This is a genomic window from Paenibacillus sp. JNUCC 34, assembly GCF_058269055.1.
The window spans coordinates 4,222,777-4,238,256 of the sequence record NZ_CM177770.1; the positions used below are offsets into that span (position 1 = coordinate 4,222,777).

Consider the following 15,480-nt stretch of genomic DNA (forward strand, 5'->3'; position numbering starts at 1 on the left):
CATACTAAATATTTGTTATGTCCATCTTACCAAATAAAGCAGGTTAATCAACTAAATACCTATTTTTACTACTGTCTTACTCCATTGTTTCTTCAACTACAATCCGGGTTCCGTCGGTTTTCACGACACGAACAGGACGGCCGGAATCAATAAAACTTCCATCAGTAACCACATCAATGCGGTGTCCGTCAAGCTCAACTGTTCCGGATGGCCGAAGTGGTGTAATACTTCTACCGACAAGTCCAATCAGCACATCCCGATCCTGTACAGGAATGTATCCCTGCTCCTTCGTGAGGCTTTCACTTAATATGAATTTCTTCCATATTCCCCGCTCTTTAAACACCAGTGCAACAACTACAATGGCTACCAGCGCGCAGGCAACTGCTATTCCCAAAGAAAGCGCCACATGTGATGTACTGTATGCCGCGCGTACTACGCCAAAGATCAGGCTGCCTGAACCAACAACCCCCAATATACCAAAGCTTGGCACAAACAGTTCCATCACAAGCAGGCCGATACCGATAATAAACAGCAGCCAGGTTTCCGATCCAGCAAATCCGGCAACAGAGTTACCAAAGAAATAGAGCACGAAAGCTGCCGTACCCAATATACCAGGTACTCCGAAGCCAGGTACTATGACTTCAATGATAACCCCGGCGATACCTATAAAGAGCAAGAGTGTCATCACGACAGGGTGCGTCAGAAACGTTGCCAGCTTCTCTGAGAAGGTTTGTTCCATATGAAACAGATCATTTGTAGAATAACCCATCCATTCAATGACCTCATTCGTGCTGTCGGCTTTCTTATCCGCATAACCCACCTTTAAAGCTTCGTCTGCCGATAGTGCAATAATCTCGCCCGACTTTTTGGTCTTTCCGATTTCAGGCATTTCCACCTTCATATTAATATCAGCCATTCCCTCGGCGATATCGGTTTTACGTCCATTAGCCTCTGCAGCACTCGCCATCTTGCTCTTCCACCAGGCGACCATCTTGGCGTCTTCAACACGATTACCCCTACCGTCTACCATATACGCGGCACCAATCATACTTCCCGGTGCCATTGCAATCTTATCCGCGTTAAGTGCAATGTAACTTCCGGCCGATGCAGCATCCCCACGAACATAAGCAACTGTAGGAATTTTAGTGCTCTTTATCAAATTGGCAATTTCGCCAGCTTGATCCACGCGACCGCCAGGCGTATTAATCTCAAGCACGATTAATCCCGCTTCCATCTCTTCGGCTTCTTTGAAACCTCGTTCCATGAAGCTGGTCAATCCACGCTCGATCTTCTGCTCAACCGGGATGACATACACTGAACCAATGTTAGCGGCCGCAGCTGACTTTACAGGAATGACGTACATACCCACAGACATTAGTATCAGTGTTAGTACTCCTGCAAACGCCCAAAAGCGCCTACCCCAAAATTCTCCCTTACCCATTATATCCCCCTCCTTTACGACATATTATGTCAGTAATACGCATATACCGATATTATAACCGATGCGAACCACCTCGGGATAACTTATGTATCAGCATCCCGACTTATGGTAGTTACTACGAATAAACTTGTATTCGGTTTCAAAATTTATGAGTGTATATACGAAAAAACACCCCTTGATAAATCAAGGAGTGTTCCGCTTATGTTGTTACAGAAATTGTTGAACAACTTGGTTGACAAGCTTTCCGTCTGCACGCCCTTTAACTTTCGGCATGAGAGCGCTCATTACTTTACCCATCTCGGCTTTTGAAGAAGCACCGGTTTCCTGGATGGTCTGCTGTACAATGACTTTAATTTCTTCTTCAGAAAGCTGTTCCGGGAGGTAGGCGCTAAGAAAATCAATTTCTGCTTTCGCATTTGCGACAAGATCGTCACGACCTGCTTTTTCAAAATCTTGGAGGGCATCTTTGCGCTGTTTGATCTCACGACTAATAATATCAAGCACTTCGTTGTCATCCAAACTTCTTTTCAAATCTATTTCAAGATTTTTAATCGTCGAACGAACCATTCGAATATTGGAGAGTTTGAACTTGTCCTTACTCTTCATCGCTTGCTTCATATCTTCGTTCAATCGTTCGCTAAGATTCATGCTAGTTCATATCCCCCTAAAACTTTCTCTTACGAGCAGCCTCGGACTTTTTCTTGCGCTTTACGCTTGGCTTTTCATAATGCTTGCGTTTCTTCACTTCAGCCAAGACGCCATCTTTAGCAATGGAACGTTTGAAGCGACGAAGTGCAGCATCAATTGTCTCGTTTTTGCGAACTTTCGTTTCAGACACCAGTTTTCCCTCCCTCCGACCAGACCGTCCAAGAGCAATAACACGGTTCATCATTCTTCATTATAGGGCAAACAGAAATAAGGTGTCAACCTTGACAGCTCATTTTTAAAAAGCTTCAAAGGCAATATGTATTCTATATTATGAAATCGCCGCCCTATGATGGTTAAGCATGGGAAGAAGAGATCCCTGTCAGGGCTCCAAGACGTGCTCCTCCGAGCAAATGATAATGTAAATGATGGACGGTTTGTTCGCCGTCGCGTCCACAGTTATTGATTAGGCGATAACCGCTCTCCGCGATTCCCAGTTCAGCAGCAGCCTCTTGTGCCGCCTTGTGAATGTCGCCAATCAGTTCCAAATCTGCCGCTTGAACATCGTTCATTGAAGCGATGTGTTTTTTGGGTATGATCAGCACGTGAACCGGAGCGGCCGGCTGAATATCATGAAACACGAGCACCCGATCATTCTCCAACACCTTCTTGGAAGGGATATCTCCATTAATAATTTTGCAAAACAGGCAGTTATCCATAACTGTACCTCCTCTAAGGTTATCATGCTCTCATCATACAAGAAAACCCATAAATCCGTCCAATGAAGGCAAAAAAAAATAGAAGCACCCGGTCAGCTGGAACTCAGCTGTCCAGCAAGCGGGCGTATGATACAAGAGGAATCTCCTATCCATACGTCCGCCGAGGTGCTTCTATATAAGAATGTCGGCTTAGCTGTATTATAACAGCCGCTTGCAGCTGTCTCTGTGAAAAATATCACGGGGTATAAATGTGATTACATCGTCTCCAAAACAATCTTCGATCCCCCGCCGGAATGTTCAGCAGGCCGTACAACCAGTTTGCGGGGCAGACGTGCCCTCAGCTCAGGCACATGGCTGATGATGCCTACGGTGAGTTGATCGTTATGCAGTCTTTCCAGAGAAGTAATGACTGTATCAAGCAGCTCAGGGTCCAATGTTCCAAACCCTTCATCCAAGAAAAAGAACTGGAGAGGATACTGCCCTCTGAGTTGAATTTGAGCAGATAACGCCAGCGCCAAGGAGAGAGATGTCAGGAACGTTTCTCCGCCCGACAACGTTGAAACCGGCCTGCGGACTCCCCCGTTCGCGTCATCACGAATAACAAATCCACCTCCCGAATCGACCTCCAGAGAATAACGCTGTTTTGTAAGAAACCGCAGCCGCTCTGAAGCCGATTGACTGACTTGCATCAGCTGTTCTTCTGCAACATATTCCACAAACGCATTTCCACGCAGACAGGATTGGAGCTTCGACAGACGCTCTCCCTCTATGGAATGTAAACTTCGGCGCTCTTCCAGCTCCATAAACCGGATATGGCGTTGCCTGAGGTCCTCCAAATCCCGCTCAGCGCGGGCTTTCGACTGTATTGCCGCTTCATCTGCTTGCTGGCACTGCTCGAGACTTTGGCAACATTCCTGCCAATCTTCTTCACTGAACGTTGCTCCGTTCAGCTTCAGTTCGATATCCTTCAGCCGCAGTGACCATTCACGTTGCCCTTCACGGTGAGCTTGAACGTGAGCAGCACATTTGTCAGCTTCCTGTGGAGTCATGAACGCCTCAAGAACCCCTTCTTCGGTAGCAAACGGCGAGTCGTCCAACTGGGCAAGCCATCTCTGTTCCGCCGTCTTCGCGTGCTCGGCAGCGGAATCCGCGGCCTGCTTAGCGATAGCCGTCTCTTTAGTAGCCTGTTGCTTCATCTCTTCCGCCTTGCGGCGTTCCTGCCGGGAATGATCGGCAGCGGATTTCAAATGTTGCAGCCGCTGCTTGCATTCCTGCAGCAGTTCTTGAGCGGAACGGTCTCCTATCCACGACTGAAGCCGCTCCTCTTTCTCCTGCATTAGCTCCTGCTTGCCCTGATGCTGTGCGTCCCATTGAATGAGCTGCTTCTCAAGTTCACGGATCTGACTCTCAAGATTCAACACAGCCTGCTTCTTCTCTTCCAGAAATGGTACACTCCGGTCAAGTCCATCCTTTACGGATTCGGCTTTGGCATCCCGTTCCTGCATTTCTTTAAAGCGGAACTCCACAGCCTGTAGATCAAGACCGGGGCTACTCTCACCCCACTTTTTCTTTAAAACGTTAATATCTTCTCTCAATTCGCTCAGTTTTCTCCCAAACTGTTCGGACGAAGTGCGCGCGTTCTCAGCAGAAGCTGTCCGCTTGGCCAACTCCTGCTGCAGGGAACCAAGTTTCTGTTGGTATATTGAAGTCTTTTCCCGGCATTGATGCAAAGCCTCCGCTTGTGTAGAAGCAAATGCTTTCAAGGTGGATACAAAATGCTGAAGCTTTTCAAGCTCTGCAACTTGCGATAGACCGTCATTATGCTCTAGCGCTAATCCAACAGCCGCTTCGGAGAATGCAATTGTTAAGGCATTACTCTTAGATTTATCCGTCATAGAGTCTGACATTTCCTGGACAGTAGCCGGAACAGGTAATCCCGATGCTTCGTTTAACTGCTGGCGAAGGACCAGCCGCAGCTCTTGAATCTCTTCCTGTACCTGACGAAGGCGTTCCTGCTGCAGCTCACCGGATTGATCTGAGAGGGTATCTGGTTGAACCGGCGCAGGGTGGTGCAGACTACCGCATACAGGACAGGCTTCTCCATCACGAAGCTCGGCAGTCAATGAAAGCGACAAGGCGTGAAGCTGCTGTTCACGGAAGGATTCATTCATAGCTCTAGACGCTTCTGCCGCCTTCTCTGCTGCTTGATCCGCCAGCTTTGAAGCATCGGTAGCCGAGTGTCTAAACTGTTCAGATTCCTGAGCAAGCTGCTCCAGCTGACGCTGTATTTCTTTTTCGATGTACAAGGTTTCTTTCAGCTCACGCTCGATGTGCTGCTGTTGTATGCTATGTTCTTTAGACTCAGTCTCCGCTTTGAATAACTGTTGTTCAGCCGATAGGAGCGACTGCCGCTTCTGCATAGCCTCATGCAACATTTGACGGTCCTGTGCCCTAGTCTCAAGCTGTTTCAGATCCTCCTGAAGCTCTTCACGGCGTTTTCTTCCTCTTTCAAGCAGCTCCTGTTCCTTATGAAGCTGCTCATTAATACTATCCAATGACTTTCTGGCCTTGGATCGCTGATCATTTAGAGCGATAAGCTCAAGGTGAAGAGCATCCCTTTCCCGCTGAAGAACAGCCGCCTGTTCCAACTGCTCAGCCCGAAGTAGAAGTTTAGGCTCTTCTGCAGATAAAAGCATCTGAGCAGCGTCGTCTGCCGTACAAGCACGTTCAGCCGCTACTTCTGACTGTTCCGATTGCCTAAATAGCAGTTCCGCTTTAGCGAGCAAATTCTCATGGGCTTTCGCAGATTCTCGGCGCGAATCCAGAGCCGGGATAAGCAGTTTTGCAGCCGCACCAAGCTCCAGCTGCTTTTCATAACTCTTAATCTCCTCTTCACGTGCCGATAAGTCATCCAGCTTGCTTCTTAGACGGCGCTGCTCCATATCCAGTTCGCGGACTTTGCTTAAAGCTTCACTTCGATCAGTAGCTGCCTTGAAATTTTTTCTAGATTCCTCCGCATGCACCACCGCATCCGACATCACCTTCTCGGCTTCTGCTACCGCTTCCTTGCCTGCGTTCCCAAGACCCTGTTGCTCCGCTTCGACCGATTTTAATGCCCCATCGTTATTTTTCACCCTGCGGCTAAGTTTCATGGCAAGCTGGTCACCATAGCGCTCCAGATGAAACAGCCGTTGAAGCATTTGCCGCCGTTCGCTGCCTTTTAGTGACAAGAACTCGGCAAATTTTCCTTGGGGAAGCACGACCGCTCTAGTGAAATCATCCATTTTCAGACCTATTTTCTCTTCAATACACCGGGTAACGTCGGCCAGCTTGTCCGCAATTACGGCCTCCCCCTCGTCCGTGATTACTACAAATCGGCTGATCGTATTGCTGATCGACAGCTCATTAACCCGTTTAAATCGGCGTTCCACACGGTATCGCTCTGGACCATCGGCAGAGGCCAGCTCAAAGGTAAAGGAAACGGCCAAGCTGTCCTCCGAATGATTCATAATGCCCTGCGTGCCGTTTACCGCACGCTCCACCTTGCCGTACATCGCCAAAGTAATGGCGTCCAGCAATGTCGATTTACCGCTCCCAGTTGGTCCAAATATACCGAATAATCCAGTCTCGCACAGCTGTTCAAAATCGATTTCCTGCGGTTCCCGGTAGCTTTGAAGACCGGCTACTTTGAGTAAAATCGGCTTCATTCACTCACCCCCGCTACTTCTGTTTCTTCTTCATCCACAAGCTCCATAAAGAGATCAACCAGGCTGTTCTCCGGCTCTGCACCTCCGGTCTGCCGCTGGTAGAACTTACGGAATAAATCAGGCAGTGGAAGCCTAGAGCGCTCCGTATTCAGTTCCAACGCTTCCATCTCAGGGTATATTGGCCGGATGTGTACGATACCGTCGCGACTTTTGCGAAGGCGCTGAATGTCTGCCATTCCCATTGCTTCGGTCAGTGAAACTTCTAGATCTATAAAAGCATCCGGATCACGCTCCTCCTCAAGCCACCGGTACACCTCCTGTAGCCCCGCCTTCGCCTTCCAGCGAACGAGTGGACGTCCACTGCTCAAAAACAGCTCCTCGACGACCGAAGTGCTGCCAGGAGAAACATCTACCATGGTCACCGATTTAGCTTGACCCGCTTCCGAAAAACTGTAGGCCAAAGGCGATCCGCTATAACGGATTATCCCCTCACCTTTGACAGCTTGCGGGCGGTGAAGATGGCCGAGGGCCGTATAACTGGCACCAACCGCCAGAGCCGAAGGATCGACCGTGTAAGCCCCCCCCACCTGAATGGGACGCTCTGATTCACTCTCCAGCCCGCCGAGTACATAAATATGACTCATGGCCAGATTGACCGTCTTCGGTGAAAAATCGCGGGCCATCATCTGCATTAACTTCCCCACTCGTTCACTGTACGCACGGCGGAGATCATCCTCGTTGCCGTCTGCGGTTAGCAACTCATTCAATCTTGCCTCAGATGGATACGGGAGAGCTGCGATTTTGGCGATTTCTCCTGTTCTGGAAGCTGTTACTGTAACAGCTTCCGCCAAGGGAAGCCCAACCAAGGTGATACCGCGTTTTGCCACAAGCGGTGTCACAGACGACACCCTCTCGGGCTGATCATGGTTTCCCGCAATGACGACAAGCGGCCGTCCTCCATCAGTTAACCGTGCGGCAGCATCATAAAACAACTGCTCCGCCGCTGCAGGCGGATTAACGGAATCATACACATCACCTGCCATCAATATGAGATCCGCATGCTGATCATCCGCCATCCTTACGAGCTCGTCCAAAAATGCTTCCTGCTCAGCCAAACGGCTCCGGCCTTCAAGCGTCCGGCCCAAATGCCAGTCACCCGTATGCAAAATCCGCATAACTCCTAGTTCCCCTCTCCCACTGTCCCTGAACGCTAAATAAGCTCAAAGAAAATATATATTCTTTAAAAATTGCAAAATCCATTGATAATCTATAAGAGCACTGCATGGCCCCCATCGAAAAAGTAGAGCCATTGTTCATGGATAGGTTCACCCAAAATATCCTGAAGCGCCTTACTGTACAACTCCAGCTGAAAACGGTAATGCTCCGTTAATGATTCGATGCCTCCACGGTGTTCCAGTATACGATCTGTTTTATAGTCCAGCAAAATCAGCTTATCATCGAGACGAAACAAGCAATCCACGACCCCTTGGATTAAGACGGTCTCATCGTTAAGAAGCTGGGCATCACGAATTGAGGATTCATCTTTACCTTCTGCAAAGCCTAGAAAAGACAGATTTTTATAAGCTTCTAATGCTGACAGACCATAAGAGAACGGCATCTCGCGCCAGATCTGCTGCGCTTCAAGAAGCTTCACACCTACTGAAGAATGAAGGATTCCCAAAATATGTTCCGGAGTTACGGCATCAGCCTGTATTCTCGTAATAATCTCTTTCTCCGTCAACTCCGCAATGGTCCCCTCAACGACCGAAAGATCCGTACTGCTTCTGATAGGCAAATGCTGCATAACCGTATGATAAACCGTTCCCCGCTCTGCAGGAGTCAATGTGGCGTCTTCCATAAATTTGGGCCGCCGCAGATGCAGCGTGAATGAACTCGCATCCACCTGCTTCTCTTCCTGCTGTCTGCGGATTGTAGCTTCCTCTAGCATATCGAGTGATGGATTATCCTGCATAGCCAGCAGCTTTTTCATTTCTGTGACAGACGTTTTCGCAGATATCCCGCTCACCGCCGCAAAGGGATATGACCAGCTTAGACGGCGGTAAATATCCTGTCTCATTTCCTGTACACTGCCCTTTTCTTTCCAACCGATATCGGCAACAGGCTCCAAGTTGCGCAGTGCCGACTCCTTCTCGGCCCGTTCAGCTTCAGGGATTTCCTCTTCATCGTTCACGATCGTTGTTCCGGACAAAGAATCGGATTTCTCCATATGAATGATCCAGTCGTTATTGTCCGAAGACAGAGCTGTATGCTCCAGAGACTGCAATCCTACAGCTTCCCGAAGCCCTCCGGCAGATGGATGACGTATAATCGCCGGTCCGATCCAGTCCAGATAGCTGCGTCCTCTAGCCAGCATATAATCAGGCAAAAGCAGCTCGAGTGTACTGTCCGCTTGAGCCCAACTGCTCACTTTTTTCGGCAGATCCTTAACGGTTCCGACCAAAATCATCTTCTCCTTCGGTCTGGTTAGCGCCACATAAAGCACACGCATTTCCTCGGCCAGAAGCTCCAGCTGCGACCTGCGACGAATCGCCAGATTCGGCAGTGTCGGATAACTGACCCGCAGCTTCTCGTCCACATACTTCGGGCCGAACCCTAGCTCTTTATGCATCAGGAAAGGAACATTCAGATCCTGCTGATTAAAGTTTTTTGAAATTCCGGCAACAAACACAACTGGAAACTCCAAGCCTTTACTTTTGTGAATCGTCATCAGACGAACGGCATTGCCCTGGCTCTCTGTCCCGCCTGCTGCGCCAAGATCCCCACCGTTATCCCGCAGACGTGAGATAAACGTCAGGAAGCGGAACAGCCCTCTGGATGAGGTATCCTGTTCGTACTGAACAGCCCGGTCATATAACGCCGTCAGATTGCCTCTGCGCTGGGTGCCACCCGGCAGACCACCGATCCAGTCCAAATACCCCGTCTCACTGTAGATGTGCCATATCAGGTCACTGAGGCTTCCCTGACGCGCTTCCTTACGCCAGCTGTGGAGTCTCTCCATGAACTTCTTCAGCTTTCCGAACATTTCAGCGGATATCACTGGCCTCTGATCTGGAGAGTCCGATGTGATCCCTGAGCTTTCTCTGATGTCTTGAATATCAGCCAGACCTGCCGCCGCCTCAGCAAACCCCGACAATTCTATACCCGTAAACCAACGGCCAGTATCAATCCCTACCCCTTGAGGCAGCGCAGGCTCGAATGTGCTAACGGCTTCTGAAAGTGCATCGTAAAACGTTCCTGATGCACAAAGGCGAACCTGTGCCAGTTCTTCTTCCGTTAATCCAACGATCGGTGACCGCAAAACAGAAGCAAGAGGAATATCCTGACGCGGATTGTCTATCACATGAAGTAAAGAAAGCATGATTTCAACTTCAATCGATTGAAAGTATCCCTTGTTCTGTTCGCCGAATGAAGGAATCCCCTCCTGCCGGAGCTCCTCCATAATTAAGGGGGCCCACACCATAGCAGATCGGAGCAGGATAACCATATCACCGTACTGCGCTGGCCTCATCGATTTAAGCAGCTTATCATACACCATCAGCGGCTTCCCATTTTCCCCGGTCATCTCTCGGATCCGACGGGCAATCGCACGAGCCTCCAGCTGTGCGGTTTCCATCTCCAGCCGCTCCGTTTCAGAAGAAATTCCTTCGATCGGGCCTTCCTCATCCTTCGGTTCCTCAGACTCCTGGCCAAGGCGGTCAATCAGCAGCAGTTCCGGAGCATATGGGTTCTGTCCAGGACCACCATTTACACCATCTTCATTCCTTAAGTCTGATTGTGGGAAGGATGCACCGCACACGAGCTCTGCCCGTTGATCATACGCAATTTCAGCTACGGACTCATTCATGATCTGCCGAAACAGCATATTAACGGCGTCCACAACCTCCATTCGGCTGCGGAAGTTCCGTGCGAGATCGATCCGGATTCCAGAAGAACCCTGGAGATGCTCGGCGTTTTCAGACCCTGATGCAGCTTCTGATCCGTAATTCTTGTATTTATCCAGAAACAATCCCGGCTCAGCCAATCGGAAACGGTAGATACTTTGCTTGACGTCCCCGACCATAAATCGGTTTCCGGGAAACTCCCGGGAGATCAGACGAACAATATCCTCCTGCACATTGTTGGTATCCTGATATTCGTCGAGCAGCACTTCATCAAACTGTTCGCGGTATTCTAGTGCAGCATCGGATGGCATAAGGTGACTCGGATCCGAGTCCGGATGCCTTAGAATCTGGAGACAGTAATGCTCCAGGTCATTGAAGTCCACTGTGCTCTTGGCCGCTTTGGCTGCACGGTATCTGTCAGCGAATGTAATAACCGTCTCCACCAACTCACTCATAAGCGGAGCTGCTATCTGAAGCTCATACATAAATTCAGAGGCCGGACGCCCAAACAGAGCTGTTTTAAGCTCATTCACTGTTTTTTTCACATTGTCCCGCAGTTCCTTGACCCGTTCCTGCAATTCAGGAACCACCTCATCCTTGCGGACGGATTTCAGTTTGCCAAAGGAAACATCCCGAAACCGATCATACAGCTGCTCCCATGGATCGTTGTTGACCGCTGCAAGCAGAGAATCCACCAATGCTTTATCCTCATCCAAATTGGCAGCATACGTAGCCGGTCCTCCCGGCATAAGGGCTACGGAACGCGCCTGTTCAAGCAGACCCGCTGCTCCGGAAAGAGCCAGGCGCGCATCGGCAAGGATGCTCTGTACCCAGCCCGTCTCACCGAGCGCTGCTGTGTCTGCCACTTGGAATTCTGCGGCGGTATCCCGAAGCCAACGATCAGGCCAGGAGTGACTGCGAGAAAAATTGTACAACCGCTGAACCAGCCGGTATAGAGCATCATCGCTACGCTCCCCGCTGAACCAGTCGGCTAGCTGTAGGAAAGTCCCTCCCTGCTCGGCATCTCCGTATTTTTCCTCAAACAACTCTTCCAAAATGTCTTGGCGCATCAGTTCCGCTTCGTGCTCATTCAATATCCGGAAGCCCGGATCAAGTGGTATCAGCTGATAATAACGCCGTATCACTTCCATACAGAAAGAGTGCAGCGTTGTAATAGAGGCACGTCCCAGCAATGCGAGCTGGCGCCGCAAGTGTTCATTGTCGGGGTCGTTCTCCAGCTCTCTCTCGAGTGCTTCCCGTATACGCTCACGCATTTCGGCTGCTGCCGCTTTAGTAAATGTGGCCACGAGCAGACGATCCACGCTGAAGCCTGCGCTCTCATCCGTTATTTTGCGGATGATACGCTCGACCAGCACGGCGGTTTTACCGGAACCTGCGGCAGCGGCTACTAAGATGTCGCTCCCGCTCTTCGCGATCGCTCTCCATTGGTCATCGCTCCACATACTGCCCTCCGGCTTTGTCATGATTCCGTTCACCTTCCGTCTCCTCCTTTCATCTGACCGAGCAGATCCCATACCTGGTCCTTACCCGGCTTCCCAAGCAGCTGATAATTGCTGCCTTCCATCGCCTCATCAAACTGACAAACAGGACGGTATGAGCAATGTGTACAGGCTGTCTCCTGCTGAATCCGATACGGCTCAATTGCCACTTCCCCGTCCGTAATACGCGAACCGATCGTGACAATATTTTCTCTTACGGCCGATAACAGCGTATCCCATTGGTCCGGTGTAGCTACAGCCGCACTGCTGTAGAAACTCCCGTCGGCCTTGATGGCTACAGGGAGTATGGCAGAGTGGCCTTTTTCAAGAAAAGAATCCATTAAGGACACAGCCTCACGATCAGCCAGCAGCAGTCCTTTCATCTTAAATCGTTTCAATAGTTCTTCTGCTGCTTGCTCAGGGTTCATGCCATTGGGTGACTGAAGCAACGGATCATGAACATGGAAATAGAGCGTGCCTGCAGGCAATGCGCTCTCTCCAAGCCAATCTTCCGCAAACGTGAGCAGTACATCCAAATAGGTCAGCATCTGTAGTGACAATCCATAGTACACTTCGTGCAATCGCAAATCTTTTTGGCTCGATTTATAATCAATTACCCGCAGCATAATTCCATTCTCACCGCGCGCCATATCAACACGGTCGATCCGTCCGACCACTTCCATCAACACCCCGTTCGGGAGCTGGAAGACAAGCGGCGGGATGGGCTTGTCTGGCCCAAAATCCAGCTCCAGACCGACCGGTTCAAAGCTCCCCCTGCGCGACTGCTCCCCTAATATGACAGAGGCGCGCCCGACGATGTTTTTCAGCTTACGGGATATATATCCGTATCTTTTGGAGCTAAGCAATATTTCTCCCTGTAACATAGGAATAAGTCTGTCTACCGTCGCCTCAGCTTCGCGTAGGCATTCATCCGCACTCAGCTCACCCCAGCTCCGTTCTTGATCCTTAAAGCGAGACGCCATATCGCTAAGCGCGGCATGAAACAGCTGCCCAATATCCGGAGCTTGCAGCCGGTACATCTGACGCTCCCGTAGCTTGAGTCCGTGGGATGCAAAATGCGAAAACGGACACGCGACAAAACGCTCCATCCGGGATACACTTGTCCGTAGCTTGCTTCCGTATAAACGACGGCTCGTCTCTTCCGCAAGACTCCGTGTCTCATTGTGGTAAGAGAGCGAAGACAGCATGCTGCCCAATTGATCCTTCCATGCCGGATTGCGGGCGAACCAGTTATACACTTCCCACCATAAAGACGGCAGGCTTTCACCATTTCTCCAGTCACGGAGTCTGCCAACAAGAAATGCCAGCGATTTTCCGCTTCCGGCCACAAATCGTCCCTGCTCCTCAGGAGACTGCCCACCATGAGGCTCAGCATAAAGCACTTGCTCTTTTAGCTGGAACATTCTTTTTATGTGGCGTACCACCTCAGATGGCAGCAGCGCTTTTCCTTCATGATCTGCTGCCGGGTAACTGATCCACAGCTGGCGGCTGGCGCTAGTTAGTGCCGTATATATCAAAAAACGCTCATCCAGCAAACGGCGGGAAATATTGGGGGCTAACTCCATGCCCGAGCTCTCAAGAGTAACCCGTTCCTGCTCCGTCAATATTCCATCATCCTGGAATTGTGCTGGAATAACGCCATCGTTAACCCCTAATAAAAATACATACTTCACGCCTCCGGAGCGGGTATGATCCATACTGCCCACAAGTACCTGGTCAAGGGATGGCGGAACAAGTGCCATTCTCAGCTCCGTTAAGCCCGTATCCAACATTCCTGTAAACATCTCGGCACTCAGTTTCTCACTACCCATCATTTCGACAATCTGATCCAGCAGGTCCAGTACAGCCCCCCAAATCTGACGGTGCTCTCTGGCTTCTTCCGGTCTGCCGGCATCCAGTGCCGCCCGGCTCATCAGATCCAGCTTCCCTGGCACATCAGCATCTTCCAGCAACCTGTAGACCGCTGTAGCTTTATCTCTTGCTGTCGCCCCCTTCTTCATCCTCTTCTCAAAAGCATGAAGAGGCCCAGTAATGGCGGCGCGGCATTGTTCGATAATATGGAGCCCTTCTGCCTGCTGACTCCGACTTCCCCCGTCTCCGTCTTCCAGAGATAGACTCGGTATCCCTTTCCAAGGGCGTCCATCACTCCAACGAGAGCCTTGGATGCCGGATGCGAGTACATGGTTCTCGATCGCATCCATGTCTTCTCTGGAAAGCGAACCATCCAAAGGAAGAAGCAGATCTGTTTTGACACAACGGAATACATCTTCGTAACGCCAGCGCTTGCCAATCACATCCAGAGCAGAACGTATAAACTCAACTAGCGGATGATGAAGCTCACTGCGCTTCTGGTCCATGAAGTATGGCACACCATATTCACGGAACAGCGGACCGATCATATGCTCATAGTCTGCCAGATTACGGGCGAATACCGCCATTTCGCGGAATCTTGCTCCTTCTTCCCTCGCCAGCCTCAGCATTTCGCGGATAGCTCCCGCCACCTCCGCACGACGGTTATCCGCAGCGTATAGCGACAAACCTTCCGTTTTCCCTACTTCATCACCGTTCAGAGGACGCCATCGAGTTTTCCGGTCATAGCCTCGTTCCAGATGTGCCAGCACGGAACGTTCCTTGAACCTCGGTAGCGTATCCGGGCTAAGCACCGTATGTACCGATTCCAAACCCAATTCGTCAGCAATACCTTTCAACTTTATGTATGTCACAGCTGTAGGGTGGAACAAGTCCAGCTCATGCGGGAGCACACCATTCATATAAGGCTTATCTAACGTCAACGCAGTCGTTATCGATGAAGCATATTGCATCAGCTCCCGGAGAACCACATATTCCTGCGGTGTAAAGCCGTGGAATCCGTCAATCCATATATCCGCGCTGCGGATATATTCCGATGAGGCAATCCCTTCGGCGAGCGTTACCAAAGTATCCTCTTCATCCATATATAGCGGGGATAGCTCGTGCTCAAAATCCCGGTACAGCGTTAATACATCTTCCAGTTTGCGACGCAGCATCGGAGGACTTCCAGTAGAGGAAACCATATGCTCAAGCTGATCCTCAACACTGGAAGCGTCAATGCAGTATCGTTTCATCTCCGTGTACAAATCACTAAGTTTACCTACAAATCCAAGCTTTTCACTGGATGCGCCGAACAGTTTCAGCTCCTCTTTGCGTCGCTGGATAATTTTGTACAGCAGCATCCGCTTGCCTTCCTCACTAATGGCGACTCGGGCAGAGCCGCCGGTCTCCTGCATAACCCGATAAGCGAGCCGGCGGAAACTGAGTACTTGAGCGCGAAGAATGCCTCTGATACGGCCTGAGGTGATAATCGTATTCTCCGCCTGAAAGGATGCTTGCTCCGGTACGATCAAAATGATGGGCTTTCCATGAGGATCTTCCTCAAGCCGTCTTGTAATCTCTTCACTTATTGCAGTGCTCTTTCCGCTTCCCGAACGTCCGATGATAAAACGAATCGACATGTCATGCCTCCTCAAAACTCTAAGCTATAATCTAAAAAAACTTCTTATATTTAAA

General features: G+C 50.1%; 8 protein-coding genes. All 8 read right to left on the reverse strand.

The features are described from left to right. Positions 1-76: 76 nt before the first annotated feature. The gene (locus tag AC2TF5_RS19875; protein ID WP_491298882.1) at positions 77-1,441 is read right to left on the reverse strand and encodes an NfeD family protein; all 1,365 of its coding nucleotides are present in this window, start codon (positions 1,439-1,441) and stop codon (positions 77-79) included. A 207-nt stretch (positions 1,442-1,648) separates the two neighbouring features. Then, a complete protein-coding gene (locus AC2TF5_RS19880) occupies positions 1,649-2,089 on the reverse strand; it encodes a GatB/YqeY domain-containing protein (RefSeq protein ID WP_208915100.1) in 441 nt (146 codons plus the stop codon). A 16-nt stretch (positions 2,090-2,105) separates the two neighbouring features. Further along, entirely contained in the window at positions 2,106-2,279 is a 174-nt protein-coding gene (gene rpsU / locus AC2TF5_RS19885) for a 30S ribosomal protein S21 (protein WP_005547957.1), read from the reverse strand. 163 nt (positions 2,280-2,442) lie between these two features. Further along, the gene (locus AC2TF5_RS19890) at positions 2,443-2,805 is read right to left on the reverse strand and encodes a histidine triad nucleotide-binding protein (protein WP_208915101.1); all 363 of its coding nucleotides are present in this window, start codon (positions 2,803-2,805) and stop codon (positions 2,443-2,445) included. A gap of 254 nt (positions 2,806-3,059) precedes the next feature. Beyond that, positions 3,060-6,512 carry an AAA family ATPase gene (locus AC2TF5_RS19895; RefSeq protein ID WP_491298883.1) on the reverse strand — a complete coding sequence of 1,151 codons (3,453 nt, stop codon included), beginning with the start codon at positions 6,510-6,512 and terminating at the stop codon, positions 3,060-3,062. Next, the gene (locus tag AC2TF5_RS19900; protein ID WP_491298884.1) at positions 6,509-7,687 is read right to left on the reverse strand and encodes a metallophosphoesterase family protein; all 1,179 of its coding nucleotides are present in this window, start codon (positions 7,685-7,687) and stop codon (positions 6,509-6,511) included. The genes AC2TF5_RS19895 and AC2TF5_RS19900 overlap by 4 nt, the downstream gene beginning before the upstream one ends. Positions 7,688-7,779: 92 nt before the next feature. After that, a complete protein-coding gene (gene addA, locus AC2TF5_RS19905) occupies positions 7,780-11,898 on the reverse strand; it encodes a helicase-exonuclease AddAB subunit AddA (protein WP_491302949.1) in 4,119 nt (1,372 codons plus the stop codon). 8 nt (positions 11,899-11,906) lie between these two features. Beyond that, on the reverse strand, positions 11,907-15,425 hold the full coding sequence (gene addB / locus AC2TF5_RS19910) for a helicase-exonuclease AddAB subunit AddB (RefSeq protein ID WP_491298885.1): 3,519 nt from the start codon (positions 15,423-15,425) through the stop codon (positions 11,907-11,909). Positions 15,426-15,480: the final 55 nt, after the last annotated feature.